This window comes from bacterium (assembly GCA_026708015.1).
In the GTDB taxonomy this organism is placed as follows: domain Bacteria; phylum Actinomycetota; class Acidimicrobiia; order Acidimicrobiales; family Bin134; genus Poriferisocius.
Genome location: JAPOVT010000054.1, coordinates 113,789 through 131,165 on the forward strand (window position 1 = coordinate 113,789; position 17,377 = coordinate 131,165).

A 17,377-nucleotide genomic window follows, 5' to 3' on the forward strand; every position below is an offset into this window, starting at 1 on the left:
AGGGCGGTAGCTTTCCGGTAGTGAGCGAGCTACTGGAACGCCTAGGCGGTGACCCCAACGGCCGAGGCCTCATCATCACCTGCGACAGCATGGGGCAATCCCATGCGGCCAATGCGGGCATCGCTGAGTGCCTGGACCTAGGGGTGGCCACTGCCGCCAGCTTGATGGTGCCCTGTCCGTGGGCCCGGGACGCAGCCAGGCGCTTCGCCAACACCCCGGTAGGGGTTGACCTCACCCTCAACGCCGAGTTCGACAACTACCGATGGGGTCCGATAACCCAGGCGCCGTCGCTGCTGGACGGCGACGGCGGCTTCCCCCGGACCCCTTCCGACTCGTGGGAGCACAGCGACCTTGACGAGGTCCACCGGGAGTGCCGGGCCCAAATCGAGCGAGCCAGCCAGTGGGGCAGCGACCTGACCCATCTGAGTCCGCACTTGGACACTCTGCTGATGCGCCCCGAGTTCTTCGACGTGTACTTGGAGCTGGCGGTGGAGATGGCGCTGCCGATTCGCCTTGGGGGAAGCGACCAAGAGCGCAGATCCGGCTTCCCGTTCCGCCGCTTAGCCGCCGATGCCGGTGTGCTGGCCCCCGAGCACCGGGCGCAGATCCGCGGCCGCCCCGCACGCCGCACCCTGGAGGATGCGCTGGAGAACCTGGCCCCAGGGGTGACCGAGCTTGTGGTGTCTCCGGCCATCGACACTCTCGAGCTGCGGGAGATGGACCCGGGCTGGCTCAGCAGAGTGGAGCAGTACCTGCTGGTGGCCTACGACCCAGGGCTGCGCACCGCGGTGGAGCACTCTGGTGCCCGGATGCTGAGTTACGCCGACCTACGCGATGCCCAGCGCCAGGGCTGAGCCTTAGCTAGAAGTCGGTGTGCTCGGCCAGAGCCGACCGGAAATCGTCGTACTCGGCTGAGTCCAGCAGCGGGCGCAGGCCGAAAACCCAGCGGGCGTAATCCCCCTCCAGCTTCATGCGTCCGGTCATGTAGGCCAGGTCGGGATGGTCGCCGCCGGATATCTCGGCTCGGGCGTCGGCGTACTTGTAGACGATGTTGACGTCAGCATCGGCCAACTTGCCCGAGCCCATTTCCGCCAAACGGCCGTCGCGGATGACCGCGTGGTAGCGGACCTTCCCGTCGGGCGCTTCGCCCACCTCGAAGTTGGCCGAGCAGTCCACGCCAGATCGCTTCGGCCACCCCGAAGCCGCCTCCAGATTCAACTCGAACCACTCATCGCTGAGATACCGGGCCCGATCCATCGGCCTAGGCGATCCCCGCGAACAGGTCGGTTTCGGGCAGATCGGTGTCCACCAGGGTGCGGGCCAGAACGTAGTCCTCCCAGGGGTAGGCATCGGCCATGTGGTGATCAGGCAGGCCGAACCAGAATTTGGAGTCGGGGTCGACCTGGGTGCGATGGGCCAACAGCGCCTTGGACCGGCGATCGAAGTACTCGGCGCACTGGATGCGGGTGGTGATGATGTCGTCGTTGGAGGGCCGGCTGAACCACCGCTCGTCATAGGGCGACTCCAGATCCAGCTCTCCGAACTTCTCGTGCAGGGCGGTGATCCGGTTCCGCGACCAGGTCACGTAGTACAACTTCAACACCTGCCACGGCTCCCCGGCGTCGGGATAGGCATCGGGGTCGGCGGCAGCCTCGAAGGCCGGGCCGCTTATTTCAGCCACCCGGAGATGGTCGGGGTGGCGGTAGCCCTGCTGGTCCTCCCCGTAGGTCACCACCACATGGGGGCGCTCGGCCCGGATGAGGGCCACCAGACGCCCGACAGCCTCTTCCAGAGGCGCTTGGGCGAAGCTGCGGGAATCGGCGTTGGCGTCGCTCTCGGGCATCCCGGAGTCGCGGTAGCCCAGCCAGTGAACGCTGCGATAGCCGAGCACGTCGGCGGCCTCCACCAGTTCTTCCCGGCGAACTTGGTTGAGATTGTCGCGAACCTCGGGGCGGTCCATGGCTGGGTTCAAGATGTCGCCCTCTTCCCCGCCGGTACAGCACACCAATGAGGCCACCACCCCCTGGTCCACATACATGGCCACCGTCGCCGACCCCTTGGACGCCTCGTCATCGGGGTGGGCGTGGATGGTGAGCATTCGGAGGTCGGCGGTCATCGCCCGCTTAGGCTACCGCCGCCCCGGTCCCGCCAAGAACCTGAACACGGCAACCCTCAGTAGGTTTCCGAGTCCCTTGGGGTACCAGGGCAAGGGTTAGTCTCCGGGAATGCCAAGCCCAGAATTCGAAGCGGTGCGGTCCATGCTGGCGTCCGCACCGAAGCCCGACCCCTCCGAGACCCCCGCCGAGCGCCGAGCCCGCCTAGACGCCAACGCCGCGAACACTCCGCTGGCCGACGGGGTGCTCAAAGAGAGCGTGGAGATTTCCGGAGTGCCCGGTGCCGCTTGGCTTCGTCCCGAGTCTCACGATCCCGACGGTTTGCCAGTGCTGCTTTTCTTCCACGGCGGGGGCTATCGGGTGGGATCGATCATCTCTCATCAAGGCTTTGGATCCCATCTGGCCTCTTTGATCCCGGCCCGGGTGCTGATGATCGACTACCGACTGGCCCCGGAGGATCCCTTCCCCGCTGCGGTCGACGACTGCCTGGCCGCCTACCGCTGGATGCTGGACACCGGGATCGATCCTGCCCGCATTGCATACATCGGCGACTCCGCCGGAGGCGGACTGGTGGGTGCCGTCATGCTCGGGGCCCGCAACCAGGGGTTGCCGCTGCCCGGGGCCGGTGTCTGCCTGTCGCCCTGGGTCGATCTGACCAACTCCTCGGCCAGCCATGCCGAGCGCGACGAGCTGGATGTGATGTTCGGCCACGACGACGCTGTGACCGCGGCCAGCTGGTATTTGGACGGCCACGACCCCCGAGACCCGTTGGTCTCACCGCTCTTCGGCGACCTTGAGGGACTGCCCCCCATGCTGGTGCATGCCGGGGACCACGAGGTGCTGTTGGACGATGCCACCGGATTCGCCGCGGCGCTGGAGTCGGCCGGCATCGAGGTGGATCTCCGCATATGGCCGGAGATGATCCACGACTTCCAGATCATGTACCCCAACTATCCCGAGGCGATTGAGGGAACCGAGGCCATTGCGGCCTTTGTCCGACGCGTCGTGGGATGAGGGCGTTGGCGGCGCCGGTTGCATCCGGCGCCGGGTTAGTGCGGTTGGCTCAGGCCGATTCCCGCTCGGTGCGGTGGCGCCGCAGACCGATGACCGGAGTTGAGGGGGCAAAGCCCGCCTCGGCCCGCTCGATCTCCGACTCGCCGCCCCAGAAACCGAGCTCGCGCTGGTCGCGGGCCCAACTCCGGCACGCCCGAATCACCACACACTCACCGCAGATGCGACGGGCTGCATTCTCCCGCCGCTCCCGTGCCGACGGGCGTTCGCCAGCCGGGGGGAAGAACAGTTCGCTCTTCCCTTTGCAGTTCGCATTTTCCATCCACCAAGGACGAGGCTCCATTGCCATCTCCACCCATTGCCTCCCGTACGAGTCCGGGGGCCTTTCTCCGTTTGGCTATTACTTCAGCAACCAAATTTCCCAGCAACCGCTTAGATATTTGCTTGCTTTCCAGACAAAAAGTTAGACGCTCGAATAGCGCTCGTCACGATATCCTATATGAATAGTTTTGATAAATCCATCTCTATAAGAGATAGTGCTTCGACAGGAAGCGACAACCTGCCCAAACGCCAAGTGCTGGTCATCAACTAGTCCTAGTCGGCTGTCCGGCTGACCCTCTGGATGCGGGCATCAGGTGCAGGACCTCGCGCCACAACGCCTCTTGGAGGCGGTCGGAGAGGTAGCCCTCGATCTCGTTTCGCACCACCAGCGGATGCATGACCAAGTCGTCGTAGTGCTCCAGCGCGGCGGCCACCGCGTCGGGACCTGCGGCCTGACCGGCCACCACCTCTACCAGCGGCAGCAGATACACCGGGTTGAACGGGTGGCCGATGAGCAGTCGCTCCGGGCGACCACGTCGTACCCCCGGGCCAGCACCCGCACCGCCCACTCCGAGCCGATGACCCCAGTGCCGACCAACCCGATGGTCTTTGCCGTCATCGCTGAGGCCCTGCCGTCACCAAAGGACCCGGATGGGAAACTCTTGGAACGCGGCATCCTTGGTCACCAGCACAAGAGATTCCAACTCCGCTTGGGCAGCCAGTATCCGGTCGAACGGATCCCGGTGCTCGGCGGGATAGCTGCCAGCGCGCAGCCCGTGCTGGTAAGTGACCGGGAGATGGCGCATCGACGCGTCTATTGCGAACTCATTGAATCGCAGCACGGCACCTTCGTATTCAGGCAGTCGGCCGAGCCGGAATTTAGTGGCGATTTCCCACGCGCTGGCCGCACTGATGAAGACATCATTTTCGGGATCGGTGACCACCTCCCTAACTGATGGCGATAGCAGCGGATCATCCAACCAGCACCACAACAGCGCATGGGTGTCAAGCAGCAGGTCACTCACCTGAGTACGCGCCCTCCCACGCAGCGAGCTCCTCTTCCGGCAGCGGCTCAAAGAACTCCGAACCCAACGTAAGTCCAGCTAGCTGCCCGAGGCGCCGGGGCTCGCGGGGCGGCAATGGCATCAGCCGGGCATAGGGCTTGCCCGCTTTAGCCAAGATGATCTCTTCCCCGTTGTGAGCTCGCTCCAAGAGCCTAGATAAATGAGTTTTCGCCTCGTGGACATTGACCATCGCAGTCATAGTTGGTCCTCCTGGCAGGTATTTTGCGGTCATCAATATGACTAAGTCTGATGACTAGACTAACTATGCTTGCTGGCCGCGGCAACCGATTAGCAAACAGAGGCTTCTGCCTTGGCCAAATTGTCACCCCGTTCCGCTACTTTGCTCGATGTGGACCGAATCAGGGATGCGAGCTGTGGACGAGTCCTCTAGGAGTCTTGACGCAGCCCACAGGCGTTGGAAGCTAAACCGTTCCGGCATCATCAACGTGTACCAGTACGAGAACGAGGTACTGCATTTCGGAGGTGGCCGGCTGCTGCTTCGAGGAGTGAACGGGTCGGGCAAGACCACGGCGATGAACATGCTCCTACCGTTTCTGCTCACCGCCCGTTTGCGTCGGATCGATGCGGCTGGCGAACAGAGCGGCATGCTCAAGGCATGGATGCTCGATGGCCGCGACGACCCCCAGCCGGTCGGCTATCTGTGGATCGAGTTCGAAAGACGAGGCGAATTTCTGGTGTGCGGCTGTGGCATCAAGGCCAGCCGATCCTCCGACACGGTAACCACATGGTGGTTCCTCACCTCCAAACGACCAGGCATCGATTTCCGGCTGGTCGAACAGAAGCTCCCCCTGTCTGCCGAGGGGCTGCGAGCCGCACTCGGCGGGGACCAGGTTTTCAACCACCACCAACGCCGCGACTACCGAGCTGAGGTGGAGCGCTGCCTGTTCGAAGGCGCGCCCATCGATCAGCACATTGGGCTCATCAACGTGGTCCGCAGCCCCCGAGTGGGCGACCGCATCGATGTGGACCTCCCCCAACACCTGACCGATGCGCTTCCCCAGTTGTCCGAGCAGGCGTTGGCCGATGCCGCCCAACCGCTTGACGACCTTGAGGAGCACCGTGGCAGCGTCGCCGAGCTGGACAGAACGCTGAAGTCAGTCCGCGGCCTGCTGGATGTGTACCGGGCCTATTGCTTGGCCGAACTCCGCCAAAGGGTGGCCGATGGCAACGACCGCATCAATGCCAAGGAGGATTGCTCACAGGCAGAAGCCCGAGCGCAGAAGGAAACAGCAGCCGCCCAGGCCGAGGTAAGCCGGCTCGGTGATGAAATCTCCACGCTGGATGACGACGCCCGGCGACTGGCCAATGAGATTTCAGCCTTGGAGGAATCACGGGTTTACCGCGAAGGCCAGGATCTCGATGCATTGCGCCAACTCGTGGCCAGCCTCGAAAGCCAACAGGTGCGCGCCAAATCCCGGGTCGCCGACCGCGCTCAGCGTGTCGAGGCTGCGGCCCGCGAGCTGGTCCAGACCCGCCAGCAGAGCCGAAACGACGCGAGAAAGCTCAACAGCGAACTGGCCAGCGCCACTGAGTTGGGGCAACGCTGCCGGATCATCCAGCAGCCGCCCGGTCCGGTGCCACTGGAAGAGGCCAACCTGGACGGCACCGACTTAACCCAACCGTTTGCGGAATTCGACCCCGAAGAAATCGGTCGACCACTTGCCGCAGCCAATGGATCGGTGCTCAACCGACGGGCGGATGTCGAAGAGGTCGAAACAACTCTCGCTGACCTCCAAACCGCTGAGCACCAGCTCAGCCAGACGGAGTCGGCTCTGCAATATGCAGCCAGTGCCTCCGAGGCCGCGTCTTCTCACTTGGCAAGGCAGCACCAACGCCTCGGCGATGCCCGGCGGGAGTGGGATGGTCTGGCCCGGCAATGGGCAGTCGGGATTCATCCCCACCTGGACGAGGCTGGCATCAGTGCTCCTGCCATCTCCTCTCTTGCTTCCTCCGATGCCGACATCCGCGAATCGACTTCCGCTGACAGCTCCTCAATTGGGCCGAAGACCACGGACACCGGGCCACAAGCTGACCGCCGAGAGGCCGAGCGAGCCTCCTTGGAGACCGAAGCTGAGAACCTCGTCAGCCACTGGCGAGATGCGGTGGCTGCGATCGAACAGCGGTTGGTCGTTGAACGAGCCGCCCTCGAAGATGCCCAAGCACAGTTCGACGAGATGACGGCCCGAACCGAACCCGAGCCACCTCGCCAAGATTGGCAGACAGCGTCCGATCACTGCCTCGCCGATCTGGTCGATTTTGCAACCCATCTCAACGATCACGAGCAAGCGTCCCTCGAAGCCGCTCTCCACGCCTCCGGGCTGCTCTCGGCCAGGTTGGGCGACGACGCCACAGTGGAGTTGGCCAACGGCGAGTTGGTCGCCCTCGCCACTGAGGGCGTTTCCCATCCGATCAGCGAGTATCTCACGGTGACAGTCCCTGACCGGCTGATCGGCGAGGTGGATGAGGGTCTGGTTGCCAAACTGCTTGATTCCATCTCCTGCGATCTTTCGAGCGACGCTCCCACCGTCGCTTCCCTCAACGGCACCTTCCGGGTTGGGTCGCTTCGCGGCCATCACACCAAGCAGCAAGCTGAGTTCATTGGAGTGACCGCCCGACGCGCCGCGCTTGAGCGCGCCCGGCGCGAAGCGGGCGACTACCTGGCTCAAGCCCGGGCTGTGGTCTCGTCCAGTGAGGCCGAAAAGACCGGTCACCAAGCATCGCTGACCCAAGCTCGCCAGCACCTTTCTGCTCTGCCGCGCACTGATGAAGTCGTTGCCGCAGCCGCACAGGTCAATGCCGCCAGCGCCGCGTCGGACAAGGCCGAAAGCGAACGGGAAGCAGCGGCCAAGCACGCGACCGAGGCCGAAGGCCGATCGGTCCAAGCTTCAAACGCCTTGCAGCAAACCGCAAGAACGCTGAACCTGCCCGCTGACCGCTCTGGCCTGACACAGGTCGTCTCCGAGTTGGGAGAACTTCAGGCAGCATTGGAGCGATGCGGTGCCTTGCTTGAAGCGCTAGGACGCTCATTCGAAGCCTGGCACCAAGCGGTTACCCGTTGGCAGGCAGAAATCAACGACCTCGAAGCCGAAAGGACCGAAGAGAATGCTGTCAAGACAAAGCACAGCCAACAGCGCACCCGCCTGACCACCTTGGAGGCAAACATCGGTGCCGAATACGCCGATGTCTTGAATGCCCGCGATCAGTGCCGGAGCAAGCTGGAAGGGGTTGAAGCCCGCCTGCCGTCCACCCGAGACGCTCGCGACCAGGCGGTGAGACAGCACGCTGACGCGCAGGCCGCAGCCCGAGCTGCAGCCGACCTCCTGGACGGGGCCGAGCAATCGTGCGAGGAATTGCGGCGTTCGTTGGCCAAGACTTTGGCAGTGCCGGGACTCCGAGCCGCTATTGCCGGACCCGACCATCCTGCCGCCACACCGACTGCCCCGACTGAGACCGGCACCGAGGGGTTGCACGAGATGATCAAGGCAGCCGAGCGCCTGATGGCCGCAAGTCCCACTAAAGATGATGCCGCGTTTTTCCCAACCCCCTCCTTGCAGGACCGCGATCCCGTGTCTGCCGCAACCCCTGACCTTGCCCCGGTCACCGCCGACGGGGTGCGGCAGTCGCTTCGCCAGCGCCGTGACGCACTCGGTGCCGGCTGGGATGCTGACACCCGCCAACCCGATCCCGCCCAGCCACTCTTCGTCGAAGTAACCGGCCCTTTGGGCAAGGCCCCGCTAGCCGAGGCAGCACTGACAGTGGAACAACAGCACCAGCGGCTCGCCGGCCTGCTCAGCCACAAGCAGGACACCGCCCTTCGCGAGCTGTTGCAAGGACTGGTTGCCCGCGAAGTGGCGGAGAAAATTCGCGGGGCGCAGCGGCTGGTAGAGCTAATGAATCAGCGGTTGAGCACAGTGACGACCGCCCACCATGTGGGAGTGCGGCTGCGGTGGCGGCGCTCCCCTGAACTCGACCAGGCGAGTGCCCGCATGGTTGAGCTGCTGGCGACCCTCCCCGACCTGCGAACCGATGACGACGAGCAGGAACTGCGCCGCATTCTGTCCGACCGGCTAGATGAGGCTCGGGCACTGCAACCCGACATGCCCTACCGACAGCTCATAGCCGACACGCTCGACTACAAGAAATGGCATGAACTGTCGGTCATGCTCAGCCGACCGGGCAGCAACGACGTCAAGCTCGGGCGCAACACGCCGCTGTCAGAGGGCGAGAAGAAGCTGGTCACCTACCTGCCGCTGTTCGCAGCCGTGGCTGCTTCCTACGACGCTCTGGCTGAGCAGGCAGGATCACCCGGCAGCGCAGAGGCAGGCATCGCGCGCTTCGTTCTGCTCGACGACGCGTTCGCCAAGGTGTCCGAGGACAACCATGAAGCCTTGTTCGGGCTCCTCGTCGAATTGGATCTCGACCTGATCGCCACCAGTGAGCGGCTCTGGGGCACACACCGAACCGTCCCCGAACTGGCCATCACCGAAGTGGTGCGGGATGTGGCCCTCAACACGATTCTCCTAGAACATTACCGATGGGACGGCGACACCCTGGAACTCCAGGACACCGAATGACCGACTTCTCCCGTCGCAGCGATCCGGTTCGGGCCCGACTGCTGTTCCGATATCTGGGCGGCGACGAGTGGCACGAGTATCGAGAGATCCTCCGAGTGTTTGCCAGCACATTCTTCGCTGAGTTCACCCCCCAGGAGGTGGAGGCCAAAGTTTCCCTCGTGGGCGTTGACCCCTCGGTGGTGCCCGACCGGTTGGAGAGCCTCCGACGTTGGGGCAACCTCACCGTGTCATCGTCTGTGGGCAACCCATCGAACCTTGACGACTACTACCGCAAGCGCAACCGCTACCTCATCACCCGGGCGGGGCAAGAAGTGTTCGAGCTGGTCGAGGGGATATTGGCCGGAGTGGACGAGATCGGCGATGTTCAAGCCGGTCGCCTGCGCGATCTCCATCACGCCCTCCAGACGCTCTGCGAGATGAGCAGGGTCGGCTTCAACCGGGCCAACAGCCAAGAGCTCGCCGATGTGGTGCGAACGGTGTATGACCTTCACGAGGGTTTCACCAGGGAGCTGACGCAGTTCTTCACCGAGCTCAACCAGTGGCAGAGCCGCTATGACCTCGATGCCGACGAGGTTCAGTTCTTCGCCAGCGTTCTGGTGGATTACGTCCACGAGCAACTCACCGAAATCGAGCGCATGGCTCGGCCAATTGCCCGGACCCTGGAGGAGATTCTCCCGCTAGTTGAAGATCTTCTTCCTGCGCTGCAATCCGGCTTGGCCGTTCGGGTGGATGAGGCTGGACTGTCCCAGAACATGCCGGTGCGGCGGCTTCCAGGCACGGTACTTGACGACTGGAGGCATCTTGAGAAATGGTTTGCCGCCCAGCCGGGACAGCCATCGCGGATCGACGGGCTGACACGACAGGCCGTGGCCGCAGTGCGCACCCTCACCGCCAACGTGACCCGACTGTCAAGGGTCGGCCTTGGCGCGGCATCTAGACGGTCTGACTTCGTGCGGCTCGCTAGCTTCTTCGACCAGGCCGACTCTCCCCATCTTGCCCACCGCCTGGCGGGGGCCTCGTTCGGACTCGGTTCGTGTCGCCGATTGGGGGAGCTGTCAGACGATGCCGACGACCCCGCTCCAACAATCACACCGTGGAGGGATGCACCCCGCGCCGTCGTCCCGGTGGCAATGAGGAAGCGGGGGGAATCCACCACGCGAGGGTTGGCAACGCCGATCATGGATCGGGGGCGTGAGCGTGATCTGCTGCGCCGCCGCCGAGACCTCGACCGCGTCGCCCGCGAGATCGCAGCGTCAGAACTGCTGGCTGGTGCCGGAGACGGAGGCCACATCGACGGCGCTCGATTGTCGACCGCTTCGTTCTCGATGCTTCGCGACCTCATCAGCCGCTCGGGAATGCGGAACGGCGGCGGCACCAACCGTCGTTACGCAACCGAACTAGGAATCCGCTGCGAGGTGCAGCGAATCAAGGGGGCCTGCACCATCGTCTACTGCCCCGAGGGAAAATTCACCATGCCGGGACTCGCCGTCACTATCACCCCGGCCGAAGAGCACAGCAATGCCCCGTCGCCTAAATCTGTATCCCCATGAATGACGCATCTGCGCTAGCTGACCCCGCTGACCCACAACGGAGGCTGGATATTCGTGCCGCGGCCCGTCACCTCGTCCGCCATCCCCTCGTGCTGGCTGAGAAAGATCCTGAAATGCTCATGCTTATCCGCCGTAATGAGCAGACGCTTGACCGCATGTTCACCCAGCGCTTCGGATACCGCCTTCAGGTGACCGCCGACACAGCCCGGCTGTACAAGACTTCGGTGGTTGCCCACCGGCACCCCCTGCTAACGGCAACCAGCCAGCCACGGCCGTTCTCCCAGCGCGAGTACACCCTGCTCGCCCTAACCCTTGCTGCGATTGCCGCAGGACCCAGTGTGATCAGCCTTCGCGATCTGATTCACGAGGTCCGCTCCGCCGCGGCTGACGCCGACATCGCCCTTACCGAGGAGGCCGCTGACCGCCGCGCCCTGGTAACCGCTCTGAAGTGGATGATCCAGCACGGCGTGGCGCGCGAGGTGCATGAACACGTAGACCGCTACGCCGCCGACGAATCCGCCGATGCCGTGCTCAGCGTCCGCCCCGACCGCGTCGCGCTGCTGCCTCTCCCGGCACTGGCCCGATCGGAGACTGCTGAGCAGGTTCTCGACCGATCCGATCAGCGACTGTCGTCCCGGGCGTGGATGCGCTCAGTTCTGTTGGAAGAGCCGGTACTGCTTCGCACCGATCTTGCCGACAGCGAGTGGTCCGAGCTTCGACAGCGGCTCGGAGAAGAGGCCGCTGTCTTCGACGACATGTTCGGGCTGCGCCTCGAGTCCCGCGCCGAGGGCATCATGGTGATCGACCCCGAACACGACCTGACAGACAGCCGATTCCCGCGCGGCGGAACCCTGGGTCACGCCGCCCTGCTCCTCATCGACCGGCTTGTCCACCTATGTGAAAGGCACCTCGAAGCCCCTACCGGCAGCACGGCGACCAACGACCGCACACCTGATGAGGCAGGACGCGTCCGGTTCTCGCTTGTCGAGGTCGTCGACGCGATGGCGAGTCTGGCCGACGAATACCGCAGCTACTGGGCGAAGGATGCCGCCGAAAACCCCGATCGTCTCGCGGGAGGTGCGATTGAACTGCTCTGCGACCACCGTCTGGTCGAAGCGGATGGCGACGAGGTCTGGCTGCTGCCGCCTGCCTGGCGGTACTCAGTACAGGTCCAATACCGACAAGAGTCGCTGCTTTGAGCCCACGTCCCATCCCAGAGTCGCTGCTCTCGACTGGTTTGGCCGAGCTCTGGTCCGCCGCTCGCCACCGACTCGACCGTTTCGGTCCTCAGCGCCGAGGATTTGTTGCCACCCCGGCGCTTGATCCAGGGAGCGTCCTGGCCTTGGAGTCGCTGCTCGGGAGAAGACCGGCCAAGCGTCTGGATCTCCAAGAATTGGAGGCGGCACTGGTGGCTAGGACCATCGGCAGCGATCTCTGCGATTCGCTCACCCGCCTCGGCCATCCCCCATCGGCGGAAGCCGCCCAACGGCGATCTGACCGGGCCCGCGCTCAACAAGCCCGAGAGTCACTGCGCCATGCTGTCGCGGGTTGGGACGAGCCGTGGGCCGCGGCCTGGTCCGATGCCGTTGCGGGGGCTGGACTGCTACGAGATTTCGACGGTGACGATGCTGCCCGTCTTGCTGGCGATGTTCGCCGACTACTCGACCATCTCCAGCACGTCCAGCCCTCCATCTCCAGCCGCACGGAGCTTGCCGCCTCGCTCTACGGATCAGCGCACGCGCTTGACCCCGGTACCAGGAGGGCCAGCGCGGTGACCCATGCTCTGCGCTACCGCAACGGCCCGCTCGATGAGCGCGAACTCTGGGAGGTTGTAGGCATCCTGCCGGATCAGGTCTCAGCCCCAGCGCTGGTCTGGTGGCTCCCAGTTGACGGCGCTTCGCCGTTGGACCTGCATATCCGATTTGCTCTCCATGCCGGGCTGCCCCTTCACCTCAGCTTGTTTGCCCTGAGACGGCACCCCGTCTCCGTCGATGCAGGCACCCCTGTGCTCGTTGTTGAGAATCCAAGACTGGTCGAGGCCGCTGCCGAGCGCAGCCTGCCAGCCTGCGTGATCTCTTCCAACGGCAACCCCTCTACCGCGGTCACCACCCTGCTGCGCCAGCTTCAGCAGGCCGAGGCATCCCTCTGGTATCACGGCGACTTCGATTCACCGGGCATAGCCATCTGCCGTCGAATGCACGAATTCGGCTGTTCACCCTGGATGATGGATGCCAGCGACTACTCCGATGCCATCAGGCAAGCAGAGGAGTCCGATGTGCTGCTCATGTCGGATCCCAAAGACTGCGGACCCACCCCGTGGGATCCGAAGCTCCAAGCCGCGTTCGACCACCACCGCCTCATCATCCATGAAGAGTTCGTGCTCGATAGCGTTCTCAACCAATTCGGCCGATTCAGCAATTGACCGTTAAGTAACTCTGGTCACCAAGTGGGGTTGGTGAGGATGCCGCCGTCCACCACCAGATCGGCGCCGGTGATCCATCGGGCTAGGTCGGAACACAAGAACACGCAGGCGTCCCCGACGTCTTCGGGGGCTCCCATCCGCCCGAGCGGAACGGCGGCCATCCAGCGCTGCACCCCCTCGGGCCAGTCGTCGGCCAAACCCGGGCGGTCGATCAGCCCCGGCGACACCGAGTTGACCCTGATGCCATGGGGCCCCCATGCCAGCGCCGCCGCCTTGGCGTGCATCACCAGCCCGGCCTTGGAAGTGGCGTAGTGGCCGTGGACCGGCGTGGGGTGCTGGGCCTCAATGGAGGCGATGTGGACGATCGAGCCGCCGGTCCCCTGGTCCGCCATGGCCGACGCTGCGGCCTGGGTCAGCCGATGCACCGCGGTGAGGTTGGTATCGATCATCTCGGCCCACTGCTGGTCGTCGAGATCGGTGAACGGGGCCACCGGCTGGATGCCGGCGTTGTTGACCAAGGCGTCAATACGGCTGTGGTGCTTGCTGGCTGCCTCCATCACCGCAGCCGGACCGTCGTCGGCAGTGAGGTCGGCCCGCACTTCGGTGACCTGTCCCTCGGTCTGATCTATCGCCGACGACCGAGTGTGGGCCATTACCGAGGCCCCGGCCGCCGCCATGCGCCGGACGATTCCTGCGCCGATCCCCCCGCCCGCGCCGGTGACCACTACCACCTTGCCGGTGAGGTCAAGCATCTCAGCGGGCGATGCCGTCACGGTCGAACCAGCTTTGCAATCTCCGCGGCCGCCGTCGGGTATTGACTGGCCAATTCGTCGCCGTCGCCCAGCTCGAACCCATCGTGGTGGTAAGGCGGGGCCATGGTGGTGCCCATCAGCGACCACTCGTCCCTAGTGGCTGCCCCCATCCACGTCTGGGCTGGCACCACCACGCAGGGCCGCTCCCCCGCCGCCAAGTCATCACCTAGTAACGGCTGCTCCACTGACCCGTCCGAACCGAGCAGCAGCATCTCCACCGCCGCCCCCGCATAGTGATGCCACAGCTCCGGACCGTCCAGCCGATGCATAGCCGAGAAGTCCCCCGGTTGGAGCAGGAAGTAGATGGCAGTGCTCTCCTCATCCCGCCAAACCTCTCGCCACATCCCCCCTTCCTCCGGCAGCGGCTCCAACCCCAGCATCGCCACCACATCAGCCCCAGACAGACCCACCCAGTCCTCCCTCTGACCCTTAACCTCTTTCCACAAAGCCCGCTCACCCATCGTCATCCTACGATCTTGTATACCCAGTCCAGACACCACGCCCTCAGCTTCGCCGACCAGACAGAAAATCCGTTGCTATTCGACGACCACCTGAGAATAATGAGTGTGTCCACTGGTACTGGTCCAGTGGAAAGACGAAAGCCCCGGAATGCCAAGCCGAGGACCCTCACAGGCGGGTCGACTAGGACGGGAGCCGGGGCTTCCGCAATCCTGCGGACAGTTGCTCGGGGGCTGGCTGCATTCCCCGAATTTGTCACTGCCTAGAAGTAGGGTCGTGTCGTGGGTTCAAAAGGCAACTCCGGGGTCACTAGGGGTCATCAGATTCCCATTGCTGGGAACGAATCCGCTGCTGCTCCATCAAGACCCCAGCCGAGTCAGCGCACTCGTCTGGACGTGGGGGTAGATGGCCCGCTGGATGGACTAAATGGCCCGGTACTGGTGTGTGGCCCTGCTGTTGACGCGCTAGGGCTACTACCCGACGGGTCCGTGCAGACGGTGGTGACGTCCCCCCCGTATTGGTCGCTGCGGGATTACTCGGCCGAGGGACAAATCGGCCGCGACGATGCTTTGGGTGAATATGTCAAAAGCATCGTCATGGCATTTGACCAGGTGCGGCGAGTGCTGACTGATGGCGGCACCGTGTGGTTGAACGTAGGCGACTCCTATACCTCAGGGAATCGCCGATACCGGGCGCCAGACCGCAAAAACCGAGCTCGGGCTATGGCGGTTCGGCCTCCCACTCCAGAAGGCTTGAAGCCGAAAGACCTGATTGGCGTTCCGTGGCGACTGGCGTTCGCCCTCCAGGATGCGGGCTGGTGGCTGCGCTCCGAGGTCATCTGGTACAAGCCCAACGCCCATCCTGAGTCGGTTTCTGACCGCCCCACCAAATCGCATGAGACCGTGTTCTTACTGTCCAAGAGCCAGGACTACTACTACGACACGGCCGCAGTACCGGGCCCCAACGGTCGCCGGCTCCGCACCATGTGGGACATCAACACTGAACCCCGAAGGAAGGACGCTGGCGGCATCGAAGACCACCCAGCCGTCATGCCTATGACCCTGGCCCAACGATGTATCCAAATCACCAGCCGGCCGGGTGACACCGTCCTTGACCCCTATGCCGGCTCTGGCACCACTCTCATTGCCGCCCAGGAACTCGGTCGCAACTGGGCAGGAATCGAACTGAACCCCGCATACGTCGACCTGATCGAGCGCCGAGTAACCGAGCGAGCCAGCCTTACGACAAATCCATCGGCCACGGCGATCTTCGGGCCAGCATTGAATCTCTTTCTCCCATGGAAACGAGGTTCGTCAGTAGGATCATCGACTCGCTCTCGTCCCCACTCCAAGCTGAGATCTCAGAAACTTGGTTAGGTCAGACTCCGGGGTGGACCGAGTACTTCGGCCTCACGATCTCAGTCCACCACGGAACCACCACCGAACCTCTGGGCCTAGTCAGCTTCGAAGTTGCATTCCGCAACGCCTGCGAGGCAGTCGGCTGGACAGTCGACGAGCCGGGACAGCCACTCAGCGCTTCGTGGACATGACGGTCCAAACCAGCGATGGTGAAGACCGGAAGCTGTCCCTGAAGTCCGCCGCCGCCCAAAGGTTGTCCGAAACCGCCGCCCGCATTTCCCTCGACCGCTCCGACGCCAAGATCACGGTCAAACAAATCAAACTCTCAGCATGCACGATCCACACGGAATGGAGCTTCGACCACTCGTTCCGAGGACAGCCTCGGTGAACTCCACCGGCTCTGCCTGCCTAGGATGACACCGCTGTTTGTCAAGTAACCGGGCGAATGACTGCGTGGCCCTTGTTTACTAGCTGGGCAATGGAGCGGTCTTGGCTCAGACTTTCGCCAAAGCCCACTACCAGTTCTTGGCCAACGGCAACGGCCAGCTTTTCGAGGGTCTCCAGCGTCGGCCGGGTCCCGCCGCCTTCCATTCGCGCCACCGCCGACTGGGTGGTTCCCATGCGCTCAGCCAGCTCCGCCTGAGTCAACTCCGCCTCCGTGCGGAGCCGGTACACCAATTCCTGGAACTCGCTGATCCGGGCCTCGTCCTCATAGGCCCGATGCGCGTCACCCGCGCTGAGGCCCCTCACGTCTTTCCACAAAGCCCGCTCACCCATCGTCATCCTCCACCCTGTGCCCTTCTGCCATGCAACGTTCCATCGCCCTTCTGGCCCGCTCAACCTGACGGCGTTCTCGGCGTCGAGTCTTCACAAACACCGTCAACAAGATGATTCTGCGATCTGGAGCGATCCAATAGGTGATCCGAGTCGGTCGACCACCCAGATAGAAGCGCAGTTCTCGCAACTTCCCATCAAGCTGCCGAGAATGCGGCTCTCCCAGCAGCGAGCCCTTCTCCGCCAGCTGATCAATGCGGGAATCGGCCCTTCTCTGGAACTCCTCATCAAGGGCCAAGTACCAATCCCGGACCTCTGGCTCAAGCTCCACCTCCCATTCTGACATAGCATACTCGCTATATCCGGTCGGGGCTTCGTTGCCCGGCTACATCCGTCATATACCCAAAATTGCCCTGGAAAACACCACTTCCCATTGGCACATCGGGCACCCATCTCATGACCGCTTCGCACATGCGGTCACCCTAAAGACGAGTTATGACAATTTGCTGTGGGCCCTAAATCGCTGCGAAAGCTCTTTCTTTCACCTGTACTAGGGCTCCAGGACGACTTTGATGGCGCCGGAGGCGCGGTCGGCGGCGGCGGCGAAGGCTTCGGCGGGGGCGTCGAGGGGGAAGCGGTGGGTGATGATGGCGTCAGGGAGCTCGGGGAGTTGAGCGAGGGCGGCAGCGGCCACGTCCATGTCTCTGGTGGGGCCGAAGCGGCCGTACATGGAGGAGGGCACCACGGTGACCTCTTTCATGCTCAGCTCGATGCCGGGCATCTCAACTGGGTCCCAGTAGGACCCGAGGATGACGATCTTGCCGCCGGGGCGGCACTTCTTGGCCGCATCGGCCAGGGCTGAGGCGGTACCAGCGGCCTCCACCACGATGTCGTAGG

Annotated in this window: 19 protein-coding genes and 1 pseudogene; 8 read left to right on the forward strand and 12 right to left on the reverse strand. The window is 63.7% G+C overall.

Annotated elements, in window-relative coordinates; translation table 11 throughout:
* Positions 1-20 precede the first annotated feature (20 nt).
* Positions 21-854: a ChbG/HpnK family deacetylase gene (locus OXG30_13150; GenBank protein ID MCY4135839.1), complete on the forward strand. Its 834-nt coding sequence runs from the start codon at positions 21-23 to the stop codon at positions 852-854.
* A 7-nt stretch (positions 855-861) separates the two neighbouring features.
* Here OXG30_13150 and OXG30_13155 read toward each other — a convergent pair whose 3' ends face one another.
* A complete protein-coding gene (locus tag OXG30_13155; GenBank protein ID MCY4135840.1) occupies positions 862-1,257 on the reverse strand; it encodes a hypothetical protein in 396 nt (131 codons plus the stop codon).
* A gap of 4 nt (positions 1,258-1,261) precedes the next feature.
* A complete protein-coding gene (mca, locus tag OXG30_13160) occupies positions 1,262-2,116 on the reverse strand; it encodes a mycothiol conjugate amidase Mca (GenBank protein ID MCY4135841.1) in 855 nt (284 codons plus the stop codon).
* Between the two features lie 109 nt (positions 2,117-2,225).
* Between mca and OXG30_13165 the strand changes: the two genes are divergently transcribed.
* Positions 2,226-3,128: an alpha/beta hydrolase gene (locus OXG30_13165; GenBank protein MCY4135842.1), complete on the forward strand. Its 903-nt coding sequence runs from the start codon at positions 2,226-2,228 to the stop codon at positions 3,126-3,128.
* Between the two features lie 49 nt (positions 3,129-3,177).
* Here the strand turns inward: OXG30_13165 and OXG30_13170 are convergent, their stop codons facing one another.
* From OXG30_13170 to OXG30_13190, 5 genes and pseudogenes are all read right to left on the reverse strand, one after another.
* Positions 3,178-3,474: a WhiB family transcriptional regulator gene (locus tag OXG30_13170; GenBank protein ID MCY4135843.1), complete on the reverse strand. Its 297-nt coding sequence runs from the start codon at positions 3,472-3,474 to the stop codon at positions 3,178-3,180.
* Positions 3,475-3,754: 280 nt separating this feature from the next.
* Positions 3,755-3,973, reverse strand: a pseudogene (locus OXG30_13175) (3-hydroxyacyl-CoA dehydrogenase NAD-binding domain-containing protein).
* Positions 3,916-4,065 (reverse strand): hypothetical protein, encoded by a 150-nt coding sequence (locus tag OXG30_13180; GenBank protein ID MCY4135844.1) that lies wholly within the window; start codon positions 4,063-4,065, stop codon positions 3,916-3,918. The pseudogene OXG30_13175 and the gene OXG30_13180 overlap by 58 nt, the downstream one beginning before the upstream one ends.
* Positions 4,066-4,081: 16 nt before the next feature.
* The gene (locus OXG30_13185; GenBank protein MCY4135845.1) at positions 4,082-4,471 is read right to left on the reverse strand and encodes a type II toxin-antitoxin system VapC family toxin; all 390 of its coding nucleotides are present in this window, start codon (positions 4,469-4,471) and stop codon (positions 4,082-4,084) included.
* Positions 4,464-4,709, reverse strand: coding sequence for a type II toxin-antitoxin system prevent-host-death family antitoxin (locus OXG30_13190; protein ID MCY4135846.1), 246 nt, complete (start codon positions 4,707-4,709; stop codon positions 4,464-4,466). The genes OXG30_13185 and OXG30_13190 overlap by 8 nt, the downstream gene beginning before the upstream one ends.
* A 175-nt stretch (positions 4,710-4,884) precedes the next feature.
* On the opposite strand from OXG30_13190, the gene OXG30_13195 reads away from it, so the two are divergent.
* From OXG30_13195 to OXG30_13210, 4 genes are read left to right on the forward strand one after another with little or no spacing between them, the layout of a single operon-like run.
* Positions 4,885-9,105: a TIGR02680 family protein gene (locus OXG30_13195; GenBank protein ID MCY4135847.1), complete on the forward strand. Its 4,221-nt coding sequence runs from the start codon at positions 4,885-4,887 to the stop codon at positions 9,103-9,105.
* Positions 9,102-10,655, forward strand: a complete 1,554-nt coding sequence (locus tag OXG30_13200) for a TIGR02677 family protein (protein ID MCY4135848.1) — start codon at positions 9,102-9,104, stop codon at positions 10,653-10,655. The genes OXG30_13195 and OXG30_13200 overlap by 4 nt, the downstream gene beginning before the upstream one ends.
* Positions 10,652-11,854, forward strand: coding sequence for a TIGR02678 family protein (locus tag OXG30_13205; GenBank protein ID MCY4135849.1), 1,203 nt, complete (start codon positions 10,652-10,654; stop codon positions 11,852-11,854). Before OXG30_13200 ends, OXG30_13205 begins: the two co-directional genes overlap by 4 nt.
* A complete protein-coding gene (locus tag OXG30_13210) occupies positions 11,851-13,077 on the forward strand; it encodes a DUF2399 domain-containing protein (protein ID MCY4135850.1) in 1,227 nt (408 codons plus the stop codon). Before OXG30_13205 ends, OXG30_13210 begins: the two co-directional genes overlap by 4 nt.
* Positions 13,078-13,094: 17 nt before the next feature.
* On the opposite strand, the gene OXG30_13215 is transcribed toward OXG30_13210, so the two are convergent.
* Positions 13,095-13,829: an SDR family NAD(P)-dependent oxidoreductase gene (locus OXG30_13215; protein MCY4135851.1), complete on the reverse strand. Its 735-nt coding sequence runs from the start codon at positions 13,827-13,829 to the stop codon at positions 13,095-13,097.
* 17 nt (positions 13,830-13,846) lie between these two features.
* Complete coding sequence (locus OXG30_13220) at positions 13,847-14,356, reverse strand: cupin domain-containing protein (GenBank protein MCY4135852.1); 510 nt, start codon at positions 14,354-14,356, stop codon at positions 13,847-13,849.
* 432 nt (positions 14,357-14,788) lie between these two features.
* Between OXG30_13220 and OXG30_13225 the strand changes: the two genes are divergently transcribed.
* Both OXG30_13225 and OXG30_13230 read left to right on the forward strand, forming a co-directional pair.
* Positions 14,789-15,724 carry a site-specific DNA-methyltransferase gene (locus tag OXG30_13225; GenBank protein MCY4135853.1) on the forward strand — a complete coding sequence of 312 codons (936 nt, stop codon included), beginning with the start codon at positions 14,789-14,791 and terminating at the stop codon, positions 15,722-15,724.
* 163 nt (positions 15,725-15,887) lie between these two features.
* The gene (locus tag OXG30_13230) at positions 15,888-16,094 is read left to right on the forward strand and encodes a hypothetical protein (protein MCY4135854.1); all 207 of its coding nucleotides are present in this window, start codon (positions 15,888-15,890) and stop codon (positions 16,092-16,094) included.
* Between the two features lie 41 nt (positions 16,095-16,135).
* On the opposite strand, the gene OXG30_13235 is transcribed toward OXG30_13230, so the two are convergent.
* From OXG30_13235 to OXG30_13245, 3 genes are all read right to left on the reverse strand, one after another.
* Positions 16,136-16,483 (reverse strand): helix-turn-helix transcriptional regulator, encoded by a 348-nt coding sequence (locus OXG30_13235; protein MCY4135855.1) that lies wholly within the window; start codon positions 16,481-16,483, stop codon positions 16,136-16,138.
* A complete protein-coding gene (locus tag OXG30_13240; GenBank protein ID MCY4135856.1) occupies positions 16,476-16,826 on the reverse strand; it encodes a type II toxin-antitoxin system RelE/ParE family toxin in 351 nt (116 codons plus the stop codon). Before OXG30_13240 ends, OXG30_13235 begins: the two co-directional genes overlap by 8 nt.
* 204 nt (positions 16,827-17,030) lie before the next feature.
* Positions 17,031-17,377: zinc-binding dehydrogenase (locus OXG30_13245; protein ID MCY4135857.1), on the reverse strand; the 347-nt coding region annotated here is incomplete at its 5' end.